The sequence below is a fragment of the Fulvimonas yonginensis genome (genome assembly GCF_037137055.1).
Taxonomy (GTDB): Bacteria; Pseudomonadota; Gammaproteobacteria; order Xanthomonadales; family Rhodanobacteraceae; genus Frateuria_A; species Frateuria_A yonginensis.
The window spans coordinates 67370-86121 of the sequence record NZ_JBBBNY010000012.1; the positions used below are offsets into that span (position 1 = coordinate 67370).

Genomic DNA, 18752 nt, shown 5'->3' on the forward strand with positions numbered 1-18752 from the left:
CCCACCGGACGGACGAGGCAGGGCATGAACACTACGCGGACAGTGAGCTTGATCGGCGCCCCCACCGACATCGGAGCGGGCCATCGCGGCGCCTCGATGGGGCCTGAGGCGCTGCGCGTCGCGCGCCTGGGCGAGAGGCTCGGCGCGCGCGGCCTGCAGGTGATCGACCGCGGCAACCTGCAGGGGCCGCTCAATCCCTGGCTGCCGCCGGAGAACGGCTACCGCCACCTGTCCGAGGTGGCGGTGTGGAACATGGCCGTGCACACTGCGGTGCGCCAGGAGCTGCAGGCGGGGCGTGTCCCGATCCTGCTCGGCGGCGACCACTCGCTGGCGATCGGTTCGATCTCTGCCGTGGCCGATCATTGCCGCGACCAGAACCGGAAGTTGCGCGTGCTCTGGCTGGACGCGCACGCCGATTTCAACACCGCCGAGGCAACCCCGTCGGGCAACATCCACGGCATGCCGGTGGCCTGCCTGTGCGGCAACGGCCCGGCCGAGCTCACCGGCATCGGCAACCACGCGCCCTCCACTTCGCCGCACGTGTTCCGCCAGGTCGGCATCCGCTCGGTGGACGAGGGCGAGAAGCGGCTGGTGCGCGAGGCCGGCATGGAGGTCTACGACATGCGCCACATCGACGAGGTGGGCATGAAGCGCACGATGGAGGAGGCGCTGGCCGACGTCGACGAGAACACCCACCTGCACATCAGCTTCGACGTCGACTTCCTCGACCCGAGCATCGCGCCCGGCGTGGGCACCACCGTGCGCGGCGGCCCGACCTACCGCGAGGCGCAGCTGTGCATGGAGATGATCGCGGACACCGGCCGGCTGGCCTCGCTCGACATCGTCGAACTCAATCCGGCCTACGACAAGCGCAACCAGACCGCCAAGCTGGCGGTGGACCTGGTCGAGTCGCTGTTTGGCAAGTCCACGCTGATCCGTTGAGCGCGCGCGCCGGCTGCGGCAAAGGCGCATGCCGGCGCGGGCGGCCCAGCACCTATCATGAGCACCGGCGGCGGCCGCTCCGCCCGCCGCGTCTTCCATCGTCGAACCCCCGAGCCATGAACCGAACCCGTGTCCTCACCGGCATCACCACGACCGGTACTCCCCACCTCGGCAACTACGCCGGCGCGATCCGCCCGGCGATCGCCGCCAGCCGGCGCGAGGACGTGGACGCGTTCTTCTTCATGGCCGACTACCACGCGCTGATCAAGGCGGACGACCCGGCGCGCGTGGCCCGCTCGCGGCTGGAGATCGCGGCCAGCTGGCTGGCCTGCGGGCTGGATCCGCAGCGCGTGACCTTCTACCGCCAGTCGGACATCCCGGAGATACCGGAACTGTGCTGGTTGCTCACCTGCGTCACCGCCAAGGGCCTGCTCAACCGCGCGCACGCCTACAAGGCGGCGGTGGACAAGAACGTCGAGGCGGGCGAGGACCCGGATGCCGGCGTCACCGCGGGCCTGTACATGTACCCGGTGCTGATGGCCGCCGACATCCTCGCCTTCGACGCGCACAAGGTGCCAGTCGGCCGCGACCAGATCCAGCATCTGGAGATGGCGCGCGACATCGCGCAGCGCTTCAATCATCTGTACGGTCGCGACTTCTTCGTGCTGCCGGAGGTGCAGATCGAGGAGCAGGTGGCGACGCTACCCGGCCTGGACGGCCGCAAGATGTCCAAGAGCTACGACAACACCATCCCGCTGTTCGCCGGCGGCGCCAAGGCGCTGCGCGAGGCGGTGATGCGCATCGTCACCGACTCGCGCCTGCCCGGCGAGCCGAAGGATCCGGACAGCTCCTCGCTGTACACGCTCTACCGCGCCTTCGCCGCGCCGGCGGATGCCGCCGCCTTCCGCGGTGCGCTGGAGGCGGGTTTGTCCTGGGGCGAGGCCAAGCAGGCGCTGTTCGAGCTGCTGGAAGGCCAGATCGCGCCCATGCGCGAACGTTACGAGGCGCTGATCGCGCAGCCGGCGCACATCGAGGACATCCTGCACGAGGGGGCGCGCAAGGCGCGCGCCCTTGCCACGCCCAAGCTGGCGCTGCTGCGCGAGGCGGTGGGCCTGGGCAGCCACGCGCCCTCGGTCGATGCCTTCCGTACCGCCCGCCCGCGCGGGGACAAGCCGCCGCGCCTGGCCAGCTTCCGCGACGAGCAGGGCCGCTTCCGCTTCCGCCTGTTCGCGGGCGATGGCGAGGAGCTGCTGCTCTCGCGCGCCTTCGACGATCCGAAGGCCGCAGGCATGGCGCAGAAACGGCTGAAGGAGCTCGGTGGTGCCGCGGTCCGGCTGCAGCTCACATCGACCGCGGCGCAGCTGGAACTCGACGGCGCGGCCATCGGCAGCACGCCCGAGTACCCCGACGCCGGCACGCGCGACCAGGCGCTGGGCCGCCTGCGCGAGGCGCTCGACCAGCTCGCCGGCGCGGCCTGAGGAGGCGTCCGTGCTGAGCTACCTGGCGCTGCTGCTGCTCGCCCCCTGGCTGCTGATCCTGGGCTGGGCCTATTTCGCCTATCCCAAGAGCCTGCCGCGCACCGCGGCGCGCCGGGCGTTCGACTGGACCGCCCTGCTGATCGCGGCGGCCAGCTCGGTGGCGCTGGCGAAGCTCGGCTTCGACGCCGCGCCGCCGCCGCAGGTCGGCGCCTTCGGTCGCGCCAGCGGCGCGATCTGGCAGCAGGTGCTGCCGGCCCTGCTCGGCTACGGCGCCTGCGTCCTGGTGCTGCTGCTGGCCCTGCTGCTGCGGCAGGTGGTCTGGGGCCGCCGGGCGCGTCAGGGCGGATCGGCCGGGCGGTAGTCCGGCGGGACCGCGAAGCGGTCGCGGTCCGCCTCGGTCAACGCATGCAGGTGCCCGCGCCAGAGGACGCGGGTGCGCTCCAGCATCGGCGCGAGTGCCGCCGGCTCCGGCGACAGGCTGGCGTCGCCCCTCGAAGGCACGATCGCCTCGTAGAGCACCAGCCGGCCGTGGCCGGGCATGCTGGCGGCCGCCGCGGAATCGGGCGGGCAGGGCGCTCCATCCGGTAGCAGTTGCAGGACCTGCGCGGGCAGGGCCAGGTCGCTCACGTAGCGCACGTGGCCGTCATCGGCAACCCGGTCGCCGAACGGTTGGCTTTCGGCGAGCCGGAAGCGGTAGCCGTGGGCCACCACGCCGTCGATGCTGCGGTTGTCGAGCGCCGCCACGTCCCGCGCCGGCGAGTCGCACGCCGTGACGGCCGGCGCCGGCACGGCCGGCAGCCGGCGGTAGGTGCGGCTGGCCGGATCGAGCAGCAGCCGCCGCCCCTGGGCCGGCAGGATCAGCAGCACCTGGCCGCCATCCAGGTCGTCCACCCGCACGCGGTCGTCCCAGAGGGCGACGTGCAGCAGCCGTGGCCGGGCCAGCAGAGCCTGCGCCCAGGCGTTCTGCCGGGCCACCCGTGCCTGCATCGCCGCCAGCTGCCGCTGCTCGGCGTGGCGACGGACGTCCTGTTCGACCATGTCCGCCGCGGCGCCGAGCAAGGGCACGTTGCGCAGGGCCAGGCCCTGCGCCATCTCGCCTACACCCGCCGCGACGATGCCGGCACGCTCGCGCGCCAGCGAGACGGACGTGCCCGGCGCGGGCAGGCCCCGGGCAAGCGCCTGCAACTGCTGCAGCGACGTGGGCGAACGCGTGTCGTGCAGCGTGCGGACCGCGACGAGGTACTGCTGCTCGAAGGCGTCCGGGGGCGGCACCGCTTGGGTGACCGGCAGGCTCAGGCTCAGCTGGTCGAATTCCAGGTGCGGCCCGGCGGCGCCCGCAGGCGCGGGCGCCTGGGCGAAGGCGGGCAGGGTTGCCGCGGCAAGCGGCAATCCGGCGAGCTTGCGCAGCCAGCGATCCATGGCGCTCCCCCGTGCGTCACACGCCGGCAGCCTAGCCCCGGTGCGCAGGCGGGGCAACCGGGCCGTGCGCCGCCGGTTGCACGGGCTGCCAGGGTGCGGAAAACTTCCGCCAGCCGCCGCACGGGCGGCACCATCGCCGCAGTCCTGGGGGGGACATCGTCATGGTCTACACGCTTGCTCTTTACGTACACCTGTGTGCGCTGTTCGCGGCATTCGCCGCTTCGGCGCTGACGCACTTCGGCGAGGCGCGGATGGCGCGCGCGCGCGACGGCGCCGAGGTGGCCGAATGGCTGCGCTTCGTGCGCGGCGTGGCGGTCACCTTTCCGCTCGCCATCCTCGTGCTCGTCGCCAGTGGCAGCTACATGGTGAGTGCCGCTTCCATTTCCTGGGAGAGTGGCTGGCTGGTGGCCAGCCTGGCCGGCGTCGGCGTGCTGGCGCTCAGCGGGCCGCTGGTGATCGGCGCACGCATGCGGCGCCTCGGGCAGGCCCTGGCCGCCGGGGACCGCGCCGAGGCCTTACGGCTCGGCGGCGACCCGGTGATGCGTTGTGCGGCGTGGGGCAACACCGGCCTGGCGCTGGGCATCGCCTTCCTGATGGTGGCGCGGCCGCCGCTGGCCGTGTCCGTCGCAGTGCTGGCCGCCGGCTGGCTGCTCGGCGTCGCCGTGGCGCGGCCGTTGCGCAAGCCGGAGGCGGCGACCGCCTGACCGGCAGCTCAGTCCCAGCGGTTGAGGTGCGGGCCGAAGCGCTCGCGCTGCTTGCGCACCACGCAGAATCGGTGGCCGGTGGGTGCCTCCAGCACCCACCAGCGCTCGCGCACGAAGGCGATGCGGCGGGCGCCGAGCGCCTCCAGCCGGGTCACTTCGGCGTCCAGGTCGTCGGTTTCGATATCCAGGTGGACGCGACTGTCGTGCTCGACCTTCTGCAGCAGGATGATCGGTTCATCCTCGGCGGTGGCGAGCGCCGCGTAGCGGCCGTCGCCGTCCTCGTCGAGCGTGTCGATGGGCTTGCCCAGCGCGGCGCTCCAGAAGCGGGCGGCCGGTTCCAGGTCGTCGACCCGGCAGTCGAGGACGAGCGCGCAGAGACGGCTGTGGTGCATGGGGAAGGCTCCGTGTGCAGGGCGTCCAAGCGTGCCGCCGGCGGCGTGAAAAGAAAACGGAGCGCGCTGCGCTCCGTTTTCCGGATGTTCCCGGCCCGGCCGGGAACGGTGGCGGCCAGCTTGCCGTCCCCCGTTCCCCGCGTTACTGCGGCAGCGCCAGGTCGTCGAGCAGCGCCTTGAGGAAGCGCGCCGCCTCGCCGCCGGTGGCGGCGCGGTGGTCGAAGGTGAGGCTGATCGGCATGCGCCGGTGCACTTCGATGCCGCCCATCACCGCCACCACGTCGTGGCTGAGCTTGCCGGCGCCGACGATCGCGACGCACGGCGGCACCACCACCGGGGTGGCATAGCGGCCGGCGAACATGCCGAAGTTCGACAGGCTGATGGTGTAGCCGGCGAGCTCCGACGGCGGGATCGAGCGGTCCTCGACCTGCGCACGCAGGCGCTGGATGCCGGCGCGGATGCCGGCACCATCCAGCACGTCGGCGTTGCGCAGGGCCGGCACGAACAGGCCGTCCTCGGTGTCCACCGCGATGCCGATGTCGACGTGGCGGTGCAGCGTGCGGGTGAGGTTCTTGCCGTCGAACCAGGCGTTGAGCGCCGGCACCGCCTTGCAGGCGGCGACGATGGCGCGGATCAGGCGCGCGGTGATGTCCTGCTTGCCGATCCAGGCGTGCAGGTCGGCATCGTCCACCAGCGTGGTCGGCACCACGTTGGCGTGCGCCTCGGCCATCACGCGCGCCATGTTGCGGCGCACGCCCTTCAACTGCTCGGGCTGGCCGGTGGCCGGCTGGGACGGCGGGGCGGTACGCACCGGCTTGCCGGCCAGCGAGACCGGGCCGCGCTGCGGGGCCGGGCCGGGCTCCGGCAGTTCCGGTGCCAGGTGGCGGCCGGCCGAGGCCGGCACCGCGCGCGCCGGCGCGCCGCCGAGCGGGGCGCTGCCGTTGGCGGCGGCGTCCTTGACGTCCTTCATGGTGACCACGCCGTCGGCGCCGGTCGGGCGCACCTTGGTCAAGTCCACCTTGAGCTTCCTGGCCAGCGCGCGTACCGCGGGCACCGCCTTGACGCCGCCGACGCTGGCGACCTGCTCGACGTGGACGTGGTTGCCGCTGACCATCGCGCCGACCACGGTGCCCTCGTCCTCGCGGTCCTCGCCGGTCTGCACTTCGCCGCCCTCGTCGGAAGCGACCACCTTGCCGCCGTCGTCCGGCGCCGGGCTGCCTACGCTCTTCTTCGGGCCGTGATGGTGGCCGGTGGATTCGGCCTCGGCGCGCTGCTTGGCGTTCGGGTCGGGCTCGAAGTCGACCAGCGGGGCGCCGGTCTCGATCACGTCGCCGGCGGCCCCGTACAGCTTGGTCACCTTGCCGGTGTAGGGCGAGGGTACCTCGACCACCGCCTTGGCGGTTTCCATCGAAGCCAGTGGGGCGTCGAGCTTGATCGTGTCGCCGACCTTCACGTGCCACTCGACGATGGTCGCGTCAGGCAGGCCTTCGCCGAGGTCCGGGAGGTGGAACGTCTTGATGTCAGCCATGGGTAAGCTTCCAGGTTGGAATGTGCTCCCTCTTCCCTTCTGGGGAGAGGGCTGGGGTGAGGGGCGGGGGCTTGCCTTGGAGTCACATCGAGCGCTGCTGCGATGCGCCCTGGCGCAAGCCTTGGCCCCTCATCCGCCCGCCGGGCACCTTCTCCCCCATCCTTGATAAGGGAGGGGGGAGAAGGATCAAGAAGCGGCCAGCGTGCGCTTGGCCGCCTCGACCACGCGCTCGGTGCTGGGCAGGTACTTCATCTCCAGGCGGAACAGCGGGATGTGCGTATCCCAGCCGGTGACGCGCTCGACCGGCGCCAGCAGGTCGTACATGCATTCCTCGGCCAGGCGCGCGGCGATCTCGGCACCGAAGCCGGCGGTCTTGGGCGCCTCGTGCACGATCACGCAGCGGCCGGTCTTGGCCACCGACTCGGCGATCGTGTCGAAGTCCAGCGGGGTCAGCGTGGCGACGTCGATCACCTCGGCGCTGATGCCTTCGGCGGCCAGCGCGTCGGCCGCCTCCAGCGTCTCCTTCACCTGCGCGCCCCAGGTCACCAGGGTCACGTCGGTGCCGTCGCGCAGCACGAAGCACACGTCCAGTGGCAGCGCCTCGCCGTCGTCGGGCACCTCTTCCTTGTACTGGCGGTAGATGCGCTTGGGCTCGAAGAACATCACCGGGTCCGGGTCGCGGATCGCCGCCAGCAGCAGGCCGTAGGCACGCGCCGGCGAGGAGGGCATGACCACCCGCAGGCCGGGGATGTTGGTGAACAGGTGCTCGTTCGCTTCCGAATGATGCTCCGGCGCGCGGATGCCGCCGCCCCACGGGGCGCGCCACACGGCCGGCACCGTGATGCGGCCGCGGGTGCGGTTGCGCAGGCGCGCGGCGTGGCAGGCGATCTGCTCCATCATCGGGTAGATGAAGCCCTCGAACTGCGCCTCGGCGACCGGCTTCATGCCCTGCACGGCGAGGCCGACGGTGACGCCGGCGATGGTGGTCTCGTCCAGCGGCGTGTCGAGCACGCGCAGCTCGCCGAACTTCTCCTGCAGGCCCTGCGTGGCGCGGAACACGCCGCCGTTGACGCCCACGTCCTCGCCCAGCACGACCACGGAGGGGTCGCGCGCCATTTCGTAGGCCAGCGCCTGGGTGACTGCTTCGATAAGGGTGATCTGTGCCATGGAATTAGTGGCCCTTGTTTTCCAGCGAGAGCGCGAGGTCGCGCTGCTTTTCGAGGTCGGCGGGAACTTCGGCGAAGGTGTAGTCGAACATCGCGGTGACCGGCTGGGTCTTGGTCTCGAGGTAGGCGTTGACCTCGTTGTCCATCCAGTCGTCGCACTCGGCCTTCCAGGCCTCTTCCTTCTTGTCGTCCCACACCTTCTTGGCCACCAGCCAGTTCTTCAGGCGCTTGACCGGATCCTTCGCCCAGGCGTCCTTGACCTCCTGCTCGCCGCGGTAGCGGCGCGCATCATCGGCGGTGGTGTGGTCGCCCAGACGATAGGTGACCGCCTCGATGACGCTGCCGCCCTCGCCGTTGCGGGCGCGCTCGAGCGCGTCCTCCATCGCCTTGCGCACGGCGATGATGTCGTTGCCGTCCACCTGGATGCAGTACAGGCCTGCGGCGATGCCCTTCTGCGCGAGCGTCGGCGCGCCGGACTGGATCTTGCGCGGCACCGAGATCGCCCACTGGTTGTTCACGATCACCGCGACCATCGGCAGGTTCTGCGCGCCGGCGATGTTGATGGCGCCGTAGAAGTCGCCCTTGGACGAGCCGCCGTCGCCGATGGTGCATACCGCCACGCGCTTCTCGCCGCGGATCTTGAACGCCAGCGCCGACCCGGCCGCATGCAGGCACTGGGTGGCGATCGGCACCGACCAGGCGAAGTCGTGGCGGGCCGGTTCGTTCTGGTAGTCGTTGCCGCGCTCGTCGCCGCCCCAGTACATGTAGACCTCGCGCGGCTGCACGCCGCGGTAGAGCTGCGCGCCGTATTCGCGGTAGCTCGGCGCCAGCACGTCCTCAGGTCTCATGGCGCTGCCGATGCCCACGTGCGCGGCTTCGTGCCCCAGGCAGGAGGCGTAGGTGCCGAGCTTGCCGGTGCGCTGCAGCGCGATCGACTTGGCGTCGAACACGCGGGTGGAAAGCATCAGCTTGTACAGCTCGACCATCTGGTTCAGGTCCTGCGCGAAGGCAGGCAGGTCGTCACGCACCTGCTTGCCCTCGGCGTCGAGGTATTGCAGGTACTCGATTTCAAACTTGGCGGCGATGGACACGACTCGCTCCCGTGAAGGTGGAGTGGAGATAAGGCGGCGTTGGGGAGGCGGCGGCCCATCCAGTGGGGCCAGGCACGCGCAAACGGCCCGAAAAGACCGCCTTTGATAGCAGGCGCGTGTGTTGCGCTGCAAGGTACGGTGCAACATGCGCACCGGTACGGGTCGGGCGTCAAGTGGCGTTACCATGCGGTTTTCGCGCCCACAGACGAGACCATGACGGACAACCGCCGCGACCTGGAAGCTGGCATCGAAACCGACCTGCAGGGCCGGCTGACCTACGGCGGCTACCTGCGGCTGGACGTGCTGCTCTCCGCGCAGCAGCCGGTCGGCGATCCGCCCACGCACGACCAGATGCTGTTCATCGTGCAGCACCAGGTGGCCGAGCTGTGGATGAAGCTGATCATCCACGAGTTGAGCGCGGCGATCGCGCACCTGAAGCGCGACGATCTGGACACCTGCCTGAAGATTCTGGCCCGCGTGAAGCAGGTGCAGCGCCAGCTGTTCGAGCAGTGGGCGGTCCTGGAGACGCTCACGCCGGCCGAGTACCTGGAGTTCCGCGACCAGCTCGGGCCGTCCTCGGGCTTCCAGTCGCTGCAGTACCGCACGATCGAATTCCTGCTCGGCAACAAGAACGCGCAGATGCTCAAGGTGTTCGAGCACGACCCGGCGGCACAGGCGCAACTGCGCGTGGCACTGGAGGCGCCGAGCCTTTACGACGAGTTCCTGCGCTACCTGGCCCGCCGTGGCCACGCGGTGCCGGCCGACCTGCTCGAGCGCGACTGGTCCGAGCCGCACCGGCGCCACGATGGATTGCTGCCGGTGTTCCGTCGCATCTACGAGCAGCCGAACGAGTTCTGGCCCGAGTACCACATGTGCGAGCAGTTGGTGGATGTCGAGGAAAGCTTCCAGCTGTGGCGTTTCCGCCATATGAAGACGGTGGAGCGGATCATCGGGCATCGCCGCGGCACGGGTGGCTCCTCCGGCGTGTCGTTCCTGAAGAAGGCGCTGGACCTGGAGTTCTTTCCCGAGCTGCTGGACGTGCGCACGGTGCTGGGGACCTGACGCAGCGGCAGGAGCGCCCCTGGGCGCGACCGCGGCAGATGGCGGTCGCGCCAAGGGCGTTCCCACAGGCGGGCCGCCATTGACGCGGCGCCCTTGTGCCGGTTACACGTCAACGATTGGCGCGCCGAGCGCCTCCTCCACTCCCAAGGGGAATCCATGAGCCAGACCGTCGAATCCACGCCGGCCGCCGCACCCGACTACCCGCAGCTGCTGGGCCACCCGCGCCCGCTGTGGATGCTGTTCATGACCGAGTTCTGGGAGCGCTTCGCCTACTACAGCGTGAGCTGGGCGCTGGTGCTCTACATCGTCGCGCAGTTCTTCAACGGCGATCCGTCGGGGCAGGGCTGGGCCGCCGGCATCTACGGGGCGTACACGGCGCTGATCTACGCGGCCTCGATCTTCGGCGGCTACGTGGCCGACCGGATCATCGGCTACCAGCGCTCGATCCTGCTCGGCGCCGCGGTGATGGCCGCCGGCCTGTTCACCCTGCTGGTGCCGAGCAAGCCGCTGATGATGCTCGGCCTGGCGCTGGTGATCGCCGGCGACGGCCTGTTCAAGCCGAACATTTCCACCATGGTGGGGCAGCTCTATGGCCGCGACGATCCCCGCCGCGACCGCGGTTTCACCCTGTTCTACATGGGCATCAACGCCGGCGCCTTCGTGGCGCCGCTGCTGACCGGCTGGATGGCCGCCTACTTCACCGACACGCCGATGCAGCAGAACTACCGCATCGTGTTCGGTGCCGCGGGCGTGGGCATGCTGCTGAGCTTCCTGTGGTTCTGGTTCGGCCGCCGCGGCCTCAAGGGCGTGGGGCGTCCGCTGCCGGGCATGGAAAACCGCCTGCGCGTGCTATGGGTGCTGATCGGCGCCGCCGTCGCCGTGCCGGTGATCTATGCGTTGCTGGCCTATGTCGGCGCCGAGGGACTGCAGTGGCTGCTCGGCGTGCTGTTCGTCGGCGTGGCGGTGGCGCTGATCGTCGAGGCGCTGCGCCATGACCGCGTGCAGCTGCACCGCGTGATCGCCATGCTGATCGTGTTCGTCTTCAGCGTGGTGTTCTGGACCTTCTACTTCCAGTTCGGCACCTCGCTCAACTTCCTGGCCGAGAACTGGGTGGACCGCGAGATGTTCGGCGGCTGGGTGTTCCCGGTCGGCTGGTTCCAGTCGGTGACGCCGCTGGCGATCCTCACCTTCGCGCCGCTGCTGACGCTGGTGTGGGCGCTGCTTTCGCGCCGCAACGCCGAGCCGTCGATCCCGCGCAAGTTCAGCTTCGGCCTGATCTTCAACGGCCTGGGCTTCATCGTGCTGGTGTACGCGCTCAAGGAACTGCTCGGGCCCGGCGGGCTGATCCCGTTCTGGCCGCTGGTGCTGTGCTACGTGATGCAGACGCTGGGCGAGCTGTGCCTCTCGCCGATCGGCCTGTCGATGGTGACCAAGCTGGCGCCGCCGCGGCTGGTCGGCCTGGCGATGGGCGGCTGGTTCCTGTCGCTGGCCGCCGGCGGTGATTTCTCCGGCCTGGTGGCGCGTTCGATCAGCGGCGAAACCGGCATGACCGTGGCTTCTGCGCTGTCGGGCTTCAGCTTCTGCTTCTGGGTGCTGGTGGGCTCGGGCGTGCTGTTGCTGCTGATCTCGCCGCTGATCAACAAGCTGATGCACGGCGTGAAGTAATCACCGCGCCCACCCCGGGAATGCACGCCATTCCGCCGTGAATCCCGTAGGAGCGCCCTTGGGCGCGACCGGGATACCGGCGGGTTGCGCCGAGGGCGCCCCTACAGGGATGTGTCCTGTCCGGCCGGCATCAGCTTGTCCAGGATGCGCCCGAGCCAGGCCTGCTCCTCGGCATCCAGCCGGGCCAGCAGCTCGCGCTCGCGCCGGCGCGCCATCGGCGCCACCTCGTCGTGGATCGCCCAGCCGGCCTCGGTGAGGTTGAGTACCGAACGGCGCCGGTCGCCACCGTGCACCGCGCGGCTTACCCGCCCGGCATGCACCAGCCGGGCCAGCGCGCGGCTCACCGCGACCTTGTCCATCGCGGTGCGGTCGGCCACCTCGCGCGCGGACAACCCGTCGAAGCGCGCCAGCACCGCCAGCACCCGCCATTCGGTGACGCCCAGGTCGAAGCGGCGCTGGTAGTCGTCGGCGATCGCCTGGCTGACCGTGTTGGACACGATCGACAGCCGGTAGGGCAGGAAGCGCTCCAGTTCGAGCGGCGCGTGCTCCGGGGAGGACTGCTTCAGCGGGGCTTGATCGGCCGGCTGGCCGGCAGGTTGGGGCTTGGCTGGCACGGCAGCGCGGCTCCTTGCAAATGGTTTCATATGTAACTATAACGGAGATCTAGCCGGAATCTTCGTGGCCCCCGCGCATCCTCGCGGACGTGGCCGCCGCCCACTCTACGTCTTCCAGTCTTTGAGGAGAGCGCCATGAACGCCCAACCGAACCTCGGCATGCAGGTCACCACCTTCGAGAACCCGATGGGCATCGACGGCTTCGAGTTCGTCGAGTTCGCCGCGCCGGCGGGTCGTGGCAGCGAACTGCACGAGCTGTTCCGCAAGATGGGCTTCACCGCGGTGCTCAAACACAAGCGCCGCCCGATCACCGTCTATCGCCAGAACGGCGTGAACTTCCTGGTCAACGAGGACCCGGACTCCTTCGCCGCCGACTTCGCCGCCAAGCACGGCCCCTGCGCCTGTGGTTTCGCCATCCGCTTCAAGATGCCCGCCGACGAGGTGTGCCAGAAGGTGCTGGCCAACGGTGGCGAGGCGGTCGAGCACAAGGCGGCGAGCAAGGCGGTGAACGCGCCGGTGGTCAAGGGCATCGGCGACTGCATGCTCTACCTGGTCGACCGCTACGGCGCCAAGGGCGACGTCTACGACGGCGACTACGAGGCCGTGCCGGGCGCCGAGCCGAACCCCAAGGGGTTCGGCCTCACCTTCATCGACCACCTCACGCACAACCTCTACTTCGGCAACATGCAGAAGTGGTCGGACTACTACGAGCGGTTGTTCAACTTCCGCGAGATCCGCTACTTCGACATCAAGGGTGCCAAGACCGGCCTGGTGTCCAAGGCGATGACCGCGCCGGACGGCATCGTGCGCATCCCGCTCAACGAATCGAGCGATCCGAAGAGCCAGATCAACGAATACCTGGACGCCTACCACGGCGAAGGCATCCAGCATATCGCCTGCTTCACCGACGACATCTACGCCACGGTCGAGGCGATGCGTGCGCAGGGCGTGGAGTTCCTGGACACGCCCGACACCTACTACGAGGTCATCGACATGCGCATCCCCGACCACGGGGAGGACGTGCCGCGGCTGCAGAAGAACAAGATCCTGATCGACGCCGACCCGGAGACCAAGCAGCGCAAGCTGCTGCAGATATTCACCCAGAACTGCATCGGGCCGATCTTCTTCGAGATCATCCAGCGCAAGGGCAACGAGGGCTTCGGCGAGGGCAACTTCCAGGCGCTGTTCGAGAGCATCGAGCGGGACCAGATGAAGCGCGGGGTGCTTTGAGCTTTTGAGCCCCTCTCCCCCCGGGAGAGGGGTTGGGGAGAGGGTACGGGCATGCCAGGACGCATCAACCCGCCGCTGCCGACAGGAACGCGCAATCACGCCAGGGCGTTGCGCCGATCCTGCACCGAAGCCGAACAGGCCTTGTGGTATCGCTTGCGCGGCGGGCGCCTGGGCGGCTTGAAGTTCCGCCGGCAGCACCCGGTCCCGCCCTATGTGGCTGATTTCTACTGTGAGGCCTGCAAGCTGGTCGTTGAACTGGACGGCTCGCGGCATGACGATCAGACGGACAGGGAGCGCACGCGTTTCCTCGAGGCGAAAGGCCTCAGGGTGCTGCGCTTCTGGAACAACGAGATACTGCAACAGACGGACGCAGTGCTGGAGGTAATCCTCCGCACCGCGCACGACCGGACCCTCACCCCAACCCCTCTCCCGGAGGGAGAGGGGCTTTGAATGCGAAAGGCACGCGCATGTCTGAGATTGTTGGCAGCGGTTACCAATCCGGCTTCGGCAACGAATTCGCCACCGAGGCGATCCCCGGCACCCTCCCCGAGGGCCAGAACTCACCCCAGCGCGTGGCGCACGGCCTCTACGCGGAGCAGCTCTCCGGCACCGCCTTCACCGCGCCGCGGCACGCCAACCGCCGCAGCTGGCTCTACCGCATCCGCCCGGCGGCGATGCACCAGCCGTTCGAGCCCCTGCCGCACGCGCGTTTCCACAACCGTTTCGACGAGGCGCCGGCCACGCCCAACCAATTGCGCTGGGATCCGCTGCCGATGCCGCAGCAGCCGGCCGACTTCCTCGATGGCCTGGTGACGATCGCCGGCAACGGCGGCCCGGCCGAGCAGGCGGGCATCGGCATCCACCTCTACGCGGCGAACCGCTCGATGCAGGGCCGCTTCTTCTACGATGCCGACGGCGAGTTGCTGCTCGTGCCGCAGCAGGGCCGCCTGCGCATCGCCACGGAGCTGGGCGTGTTGGACGTCGAGCCGCAGGAGATCGCCGTGATCCCGCGCGGCGTGCGCTTCCGCGTGGAGCTGCCCGACGGCGAGGCGCGCGGCTACGCCTGCGAGAACTTCGGCGCGCTGCTGCGCCTGCCCGAACTCGGCCCGATCGGCTCCAACGGCCTGGCCAATGCGCGCGACTTCCTCACGCCCTGCGCCGCCTACGAGGACGTGGAGGGCGATTTCCGCCTCGTCGCGAAGTTCCAGGGCGGCCTGTGGGAAGCGAAGATCGACCACTCGCCGCTGGACGTGGTCGCCTGGCACGGCAACTGCGCGCCGTACAAGTACGACCTGCGCCGCTTCAACACGATCGGCTCGATCAGCTACGACCACCCGGACCCGTCGATCTTCACCGTGCTCACCTCGCCCAGCGACACGCCCGGTACGGCCAACGTCGACCTGGCGATCTTCCCGCCGCGCTGGCTGGTGGCGCAGCACACCTTCCGGCCGCCGTGGTTCCACCGCAACGTGGCCAGCGAATTCATGGGCCTGATCACCGGCGTCTACGACGCCAAGGCCGAAGGCTTCGTGCCCGGCGGCGCCAGCCTGCACAACTGCATGAGCGGGCACGGGCCGGATGCGGCCACCTTCGAGAAGGCCTCGAACGCGGACCTGTCCAGGCCCGACGTGATCGGCGGCACCATGGCCTTCATGTTCGAGACGCGCAAGGTGATCCGTCCCACGCGCCAGGCGCTGGAGTCGCCGCAGTTGCAGAAGAACTACTACCAGTGCTGGCAGGGCATCGCGCGGCATTTCTCGCCGCCGAAGGCCTGATCGTTTCCACAGGAGCCATCGATGAAGCTTGGAAGTCTGAAGGAAGGCGGCCGCGACGGCACGCTGGTCGTGGTCAGCCGTGACCTCCAGCGCGCGGTCAAGGCGACCGGCATCGCGCCCACCCTGCAGGCCGCGCTGGACGACTGGGCCCATGCGGCGCCGCGGCTCAACGCGCTGTCTGACGAACTCAACGCGGGCAAGGCTGCGGGCGCGTTCGACCTGGACGTGGGCGCGCTGGCCGCGCCGCTGCCGCGTGCCTACGAGTTCGTCGACGGCTCGGCGTACCTGCCGCACGTCGAACGCGTGCGCCGCGCGCGTGGCGCCGAGGTGCCGGCGAGCTTCTACAGCGATCCGCTGATGTACCAGGCGACCAGCGCCGGTTTCCTGGGTCCGCGCGACCCGGTGGTGGTGCCGAGCGAGGAGTACGGCATCGACCTGGAGGCCGAGGTGGTGGTGGTCACCGACGACGTGCCGATGGCGGTGACGCCCGCACAGGCGGCCCGCCACATCCAGCTGGTCGGCCTGGTCAACGACGTGAGCCTGCGCGGGCTGATCCCGGCGGAGCTGGCCAAGGGCTTCGGCTTCCTGCAGAGCAAGCCGCGCTCGGCGCTCTCGCCGGTGTTCGTGACGCCGGACGAACTGGGCACGGCCTGGCGCGGGGACAAGCTGCACCTGCCGATGCGCACCTGGCTCAACGGCAAGTGGTTCGGCGAGGCCGAGTGCGGCGTCGACATGCAGTTCGACTTCGCCCAGCTGGTGGCGCATGCGGCCAAGACGCGCCCGCTCACCGCCGGCACCCTGGTGGGCTCGGGCACGATCGCCAACGAGGACACCAGCAAGGGCGCCTCGTGCCTGGCCGAGCAGAGGACGGTGGAGACCCTGCGCGACGGCAAGCCCAGCACGCCGTTCCTCAAGTTCGGTGACACCCTGCGCATCGAGGTCACCGACGCGAGCGGCGCGTCGATCTTCGGCGCCATCGAGCAAACCATCACGCCGCCCAGGGCATGATCGGTGCCGCCCGGGCGCACAGGCGCCCGGGCGGTTTCCACCCATCGCCGGGTTCGCCTGGCAGGAGTCTGTCGATCATGCCGCATCCCTTGCCCGTGCTCGCCGCCGCCGCTCCGCTGCTGGCCCTCGCCGTCCACGCCGGCTCACCGGCGTCCACGGCTCCCCATCGGGTGTTGCCGAAGAACCTGTGCGAGTCCTGTCATGGGGGAGGGCAGGTCGCCGCCAGCTCCGACGCGTCCCGGCTGCGCACGAGCGACCTGGCGGCTGTCCGCTACCTGGAGGCGCCGCGGCGGGACTGAGGCCCGCTGCGACCTTCTGTCCAGGCAGGCGCGGGCCTGCCTTGATCCGGATCAAGAACCGCCCTGGCCGGCTGCCCACACTGGCGGCATGAGCCCCGCCATCGCCGTCCCCGAGTTCGATCCCGGACTGATCGCCCGCTACGACACCTCCGGCCCGCGCTACACCAGCTATCCCACCGCGCCGCAGTTCCGCCCCGACTTCGGCGAGACGGACCTGCGCGCGGCGGTCCGCGCGTCCAACGAGGAGCCGATCCCGCGTCCGCTGTCGCTCTACGTGCACGTGCCCTTCTGCATGAGCCCGTGCTTCTACTGCGGCTGCAACCGCGTGATCACACGGGAGACCGCCAAGGCCGACCGCTACCTCGAGCGGCTCTACCGCGAGATCGAGCTGGTCGCGCCGCTGTTCGACCGTGACCGCCCGGTGCGGCAGTTGCACTTCGGGGGCGGCACGCCGAACTTCCTGGACGCGCCGCGGATGCGGGAGCTGATGGAATCGCTGGCGCGCCACTTTGCCTTCGTGCAGGCGCCCTCGCGCGAGTTCGGCATCGAGATCGACCCGCGCTTCGCCGATGGCGCCTACATGCACGTGCTGGGCGAGCTGGGCTTCAACCGCGTGTCGGTCGGCATCCAGGATTTCGACCCCGCGGTGCAGCAGGCGGTCAATCGCACCCAGAGCGTGGCGCAGACCCGCGAGGTCCTGGCGGCGGCGCGCGAGGCCGGCTTCGCCTCGACCAGCGTGGACCTGATCTACGGCCTGCCGCGGCAGACCCTGGAGGGCTTCGGGCGCACCCTCGAGGCGGTGATCGAGCTCGCGCCCGACCGTGTGGCGGTCTACGGCTATGCCCACCTGCCGCAATTGTTCAAGGCGCAGCGGCAGCTCGATGCGACTGCGCTGCCCGACCCGGCCACACGCCTGGCGCTGTTCGGCCGCGCGCTGGAACGGCTCACCGCGGCAGGCTATGCCTACGTGGGCATGGACCACTTCGCACGTGCCGACGATGAGCTGGTACGCGCGCAACGCGCCGGCACCCTGCAACGCAACTTCCAGGGCTATTCCACCCACGGCGACTGCGACATCGTCGGCCTCGGCGTCAGCGCGATCGGTCGCATCGGCCAGAGCTACAGCCAGAACGCGCGCGACCTCGCCGGTTACTACGCCGCGCTGGACGCGGGCCGGCTGCCGGTGGCACGCGGTCTGTACCTGGAGGAAGACGACGTGATCCGCCGCGCCGCGATCGGCCAGCTGATGTGCCAGGGCGAACTGGACATGGCTCTGTTCGGCGCACGGTACCGGTTGATCTTCGCCGAGTACTTCGCGGCCGAGCTGCGCCGGCTGCGACCCCTGGCCGCGGATGGCCTGGTCACGATCGAGGGCCGCACGATCCGCGTCACGCCCCGGGGACGCCTGCTCCTGCGTATCATCGCCATGTGCTTCGATGCCTACCTGGAGCGGGACGCGCAGCCGGCGCGCTACTCGCGGACGATCTGACGTGAGCTGGCAAACCCGACCGATGCGCTCGGATCACCCGCCGGGGCGCCTGCCCGAGCCCCCCGGCCCGATCGCGGACGATGGCGACGAGGCCCACTTCTGCCGCACCTGCGCCTTCGCCGGTGCCTGCCAGGCAGTGGGCTACGGCAAGCCTGAACTGCGCCAGCTGCACTGCCTGGTCGAGCACGTGGGACCGTTCCGCACGGGCGAATACGTGTTCCGCACCGGCAACCCGTTCCGCGCCATCTTCGCGGTGCGCTCGGGCACGGTGAAGACCAGCATGGTCGACAAGGAAGGGCGCGAGCAGGTGCTGGGCTTCTACCTGCCCGGCGAGGTGATCGGCCTCAACGGCATCTACCCGGAACACTTCCCCTGCGACGCCATCGCGCTGGAAACCTCCTACTTCTGCCGCTTCTCGTTCCCCGCGATGAGCGCGCTCGCGGCGCGCATGCCCGCGGTGCAGCACCACCTGTTCCGCCTGCTCAGCAAGGAACTGGGCAGCGCCAGCCTGCTTGCGGGCGACCACAGCGCGGACGAGCGCATGGCCGCGTTCCTCGCCGACCTCGGCCAGCGCTGCGCGGCGCGCGGTTTCTCGGGCACGCGCTTCCAGCTCAGCATGTCGCGCGGCGACATCGCCAACTACCTGCGCCTGGCCGCCGAGACGGTCAGCCGCGTGCTCAGCCGCTTCCGCGGGCAGGGGCTGATCCAGGTGGAGGGGCGGCAGCTGGTGATCCTGGATCCGGTGGGGTTGCGGCGCATCGGGCGCAGCCTGTTGCCCGGTTGAGGCGGTGTCGCTTCACCCGCGATCCTGCTCGGTGGGAGCGAGCTTGCTCGCGGTGCTCTTGCTTTGTTTTTGGCGCTAGCGTGTGGGGCCGCATCGTTTTCCCGCG

At 69.9% G+C, this 18752-nt stretch carries 19 protein-coding genes; 13 read left to right on the forward strand and 6 right to left on the reverse strand.

The annotated features are described in order from the left end of the window. The first annotated feature begins 24 nt into the window (after positions 1 to 24). From rocF to WAT24_RS14090, 3 genes are all read left to right on the forward strand, one after another. Positions 25 to 942: an arginase gene (rocF, locus tag WAT24_RS14080; RefSeq protein ID WP_336808532.1), complete on the forward strand. Its 918-nt coding sequence runs from the start codon at positions 25 to 27 to the stop codon at positions 940 to 942. Between the two features lie 116 nt (positions 943 to 1058). Then, the gene (locus WAT24_RS14085; RefSeq protein WP_336808533.1) at positions 1059 to 2420 is read left to right on the forward strand and encodes a tryptophan--tRNA ligase; all 1362 of its coding nucleotides are present in this window, start codon (positions 1059 to 1061) and stop codon (positions 2418 to 2420) included. A gap of 13 nt (positions 2421 to 2433) precedes the next feature. Continuing rightward, positions 2434 to 2781 carry a hypothetical protein gene (locus WAT24_RS14090; protein ID WP_336808567.1) on the forward strand — a complete coding sequence of 116 codons (348 nt, stop codon included), beginning with the start codon at positions 2434 to 2436 and terminating at the stop codon, positions 2779 to 2781. Here WAT24_RS14090 and WAT24_RS14095 read toward each other — a convergent pair. Next, positions 2757 to 3839: a hypothetical protein gene (locus WAT24_RS14095; protein WP_336808534.1), complete on the reverse strand. Its 1083-nt coding sequence runs from the start codon at positions 3837 to 3839 to the stop codon at positions 2757 to 2759. The two genes, WAT24_RS14090 and WAT24_RS14095, sit on opposite strands and share 25 nt — an antisense overlap. A 161-nt stretch (positions 3840 to 4000) precedes the next feature. Here WAT24_RS14095 and WAT24_RS14100 point away from each other — a divergent pair, with 161 nt between their 5' ends. After that, the gene (locus tag WAT24_RS14100; RefSeq protein ID WP_336808535.1) at positions 4001 to 4543 is read left to right on the forward strand and encodes a DUF2269 family protein; all 543 of its coding nucleotides are present in this window, start codon (positions 4001 to 4003) and stop codon (positions 4541 to 4543) included. 8 nt (positions 4544 to 4551) lie between these two features. On the opposite strand, the gene WAT24_RS14105 is transcribed toward WAT24_RS14100, so the two are convergent. From WAT24_RS14105 to pdhA, 4 genes are all read right to left on the reverse strand, one after another. After that, complete coding sequence (locus WAT24_RS14105; protein ID WP_336808536.1) at positions 4552 to 4935, reverse strand: VOC family protein; 384 nt, start codon at positions 4933 to 4935, stop codon at positions 4552 to 4554. A 142-nt stretch (positions 4936 to 5077) separates the two neighbouring features. Continuing rightward, positions 5078 to 6463, reverse strand: coding sequence for a dihydrolipoamide acetyltransferase family protein (locus WAT24_RS14110; protein WP_336808537.1), 1386 nt, complete (start codon positions 6461 to 6463; stop codon positions 5078 to 5080). A 186-nt stretch (positions 6464 to 6649) separates the two neighbouring features. After that, positions 6650 to 7630 carry an alpha-ketoacid dehydrogenase subunit beta gene (locus WAT24_RS14115; protein WP_336808538.1) on the reverse strand — a complete coding sequence of 327 codons (981 nt, stop codon included), beginning with the start codon at positions 7628 to 7630 and terminating at the stop codon, positions 6650 to 6652. A 4-nt stretch (positions 7631 to 7634) separates the two neighbouring features. Continuing rightward, positions 7635 to 8720, reverse strand: a complete 1086-nt coding sequence (gene pdhA / locus WAT24_RS14120) for a pyruvate dehydrogenase (acetyl-transferring) E1 component subunit alpha (protein WP_336808540.1) — start codon at positions 8718 to 8720, stop codon at positions 7635 to 7637. Between the two features lie 213 nt (positions 8721 to 8933). On the opposite strand from pdhA, the gene WAT24_RS14125 reads away from it, so the two are divergent. Continuing rightward, positions 8934 to 9782: a tryptophan 2,3-dioxygenase gene (locus WAT24_RS14125; protein WP_336808541.1), complete on the forward strand. Its 849-nt coding sequence runs from the start codon at positions 8934 to 8936 to the stop codon at positions 9780 to 9782. A 156-nt stretch (positions 9783 to 9938) separates the two neighbouring features. After that, on the forward strand, positions 9939 to 11447 hold the full coding sequence (locus tag WAT24_RS14130) for a peptide MFS transporter (RefSeq protein WP_336808542.1): 1509 nt from the start codon (positions 9939 to 9941) through the stop codon (positions 11445 to 11447). A gap of 101 nt (positions 11448 to 11548) precedes the next feature. Here WAT24_RS14130 and WAT24_RS14135 read toward each other — a convergent pair whose 3' ends face one another. Then, positions 11549 to 12013, reverse strand: coding sequence for a MarR family winged helix-turn-helix transcriptional regulator (locus tag WAT24_RS14135; RefSeq protein WP_336808568.1), 465 nt, complete (start codon positions 12011 to 12013; stop codon positions 11549 to 11551). Positions 12014 to 12196: 183 nt separating this feature from the next. Between WAT24_RS14135 and hppD the strand changes: the two genes are divergently transcribed. From hppD to WAT24_RS14170, 7 genes are all read left to right on the forward strand, one after another. Continuing rightward, positions 12197 to 13291 (forward strand): 4-hydroxyphenylpyruvate dioxygenase, encoded by a 1095-nt coding sequence (gene hppD, locus WAT24_RS14140; RefSeq protein ID WP_336808543.1) that lies wholly within the window; start codon positions 12197 to 12199, stop codon positions 13289 to 13291. A gap of 51 nt (positions 13292 to 13342) precedes the next feature. After that, on the forward strand, positions 13343 to 13741 hold the full coding sequence (locus WAT24_RS14145; RefSeq protein ID WP_336808544.1) for an endonuclease domain-containing protein: 399 nt from the start codon (positions 13343 to 13345) through the stop codon (positions 13739 to 13741). A 17-nt stretch (positions 13742 to 13758) separates the two neighbouring features. Further along, positions 13759 to 15066: a homogentisate 1,2-dioxygenase gene (gene hmgA / locus WAT24_RS14150; RefSeq protein ID WP_336808545.1), complete on the forward strand. Its 1308-nt coding sequence runs from the start codon at positions 13759 to 13761 to the stop codon at positions 15064 to 15066. Between the two features lie 21 nt (positions 15067 to 15087). After that, the gene (locus tag WAT24_RS14155) at positions 15088 to 16074 is read left to right on the forward strand and encodes a fumarylacetoacetate hydrolase family protein (RefSeq protein ID WP_336808546.1); all 987 of its coding nucleotides are present in this window, start codon (positions 15088 to 15090) and stop codon (positions 16072 to 16074) included. 77 nt (positions 16075 to 16151) lie between these two features. Then, complete coding sequence (locus WAT24_RS14160) at positions 16152 to 16373, forward strand: hypothetical protein (RefSeq protein WP_336808547.1); 222 nt, start codon at positions 16152 to 16154, stop codon at positions 16371 to 16373. 88 nt (positions 16374 to 16461) lie between these two features. Next, entirely contained in the window at positions 16462 to 17862 is a 1401-nt protein-coding gene (hemN, locus tag WAT24_RS14165) for an oxygen-independent coproporphyrinogen III oxidase (protein WP_336808548.1), read from the forward strand. Positions 17863 to 17884: 22 nt separating this feature from the next. Then, complete coding sequence (locus tag WAT24_RS14170) at positions 17885 to 18646, forward strand: helix-turn-helix domain-containing protein (protein ID WP_336808569.1); 762 nt, start codon at positions 17885 to 17887, stop codon at positions 18644 to 18646. The last annotated feature ends 106 nt before the right edge of the window (positions 18647 to 18752 follow it).

Bases quoted from the DNA above. Each gene is read 5' to 3' on its own strand.
- rocF (WP_336808532.1), top strand. From the start codon at position 25: ATGAACACTACGCGGACAGTGAGCTTGATCGGCGCCCCCACCGACATC.
- WAT24_RS14085 (WP_336808533.1), top strand. From the start codon at position 1,059: ATGAACCGAACCCGTGTCCTCACCGGCATCACCACGACCGGTACTCCC.
- WAT24_RS14095 (WP_336808534.1), bottom strand. From the start codon at position 3,839: ATGGATCGCTGGCTGCGCAAGCTCGCCGGATTGCCGCTTGCCGCGGCA.
- WAT24_RS14100 (WP_336808535.1), top strand. From the start codon at position 4,001: ATGGTCTACACGCTTGCTCTTTACGTACACCTGTGTGCGCTGTTCGCG.
- WAT24_RS14105 (WP_336808536.1), bottom strand. From the start codon at position 4,935: ATGCACCACAGCCGTCTCTGCGCGCTCGTCCTCGACTGCCGGGTCGAC.
- WAT24_RS14110 (WP_336808537.1), bottom strand. From the start codon at position 6,463: ATGGCTGACATCAAGACGTTCCACCTCCCGGACCTCGGCGAAGGCCTG.
- WAT24_RS14115 (WP_336808538.1), bottom strand. From the start codon at position 7,630: ATGGCACAGATCACCCTTATCGAAGCAGTCACCCAGGCGCTGGCCTAC.
- WAT24_RS14125 (WP_336808541.1), top strand. From the start codon at position 8,934: ATGACGGACAACCGCCGCGACCTGGAAGCTGGCATCGAAACCGACCTG.
- WAT24_RS14130 (WP_336808542.1), top strand. From the start codon at position 9,939: ATGAGCCAGACCGTCGAATCCACGCCGGCCGCCGCACCCGACTACCCG.
- hppD (WP_336808543.1), top strand. From the start codon at position 12,197: ATGAACGCCCAACCGAACCTCGGCATGCAGGTCACCACCTTCGAGAAC.
- WAT24_RS14145 (WP_336808544.1), top strand. From the start codon at position 13,343: ATGCCAGGACGCATCAACCCGCCGCTGCCGACAGGAACGCGCAATCAC.
- hmgA (WP_336808545.1), top strand. From the start codon at position 13,759: ATGTCTGAGATTGTTGGCAGCGGTTACCAATCCGGCTTCGGCAACGAA.
- WAT24_RS14155 (WP_336808546.1), top strand. From the start codon at position 15,088: ATGAAGCTTGGAAGTCTGAAGGAAGGCGGCCGCGACGGCACGCTGGTC.
- WAT24_RS14160 (WP_336808547.1), top strand. From the start codon at position 16,152: ATGCCGCATCCCTTGCCCGTGCTCGCCGCCGCCGCTCCGCTGCTGGCC.
- hemN (WP_336808548.1), top strand. From the start codon at position 16,462: ATGAGCCCCGCCATCGCCGTCCCCGAGTTCGATCCCGGACTGATCGCC.
- WAT24_RS14170 (WP_336808569.1), top strand. From the start codon at position 17,885: ATGCGCTCGGATCACCCGCCGGGGCGCCTGCCCGAGCCCCCCGGCCCG.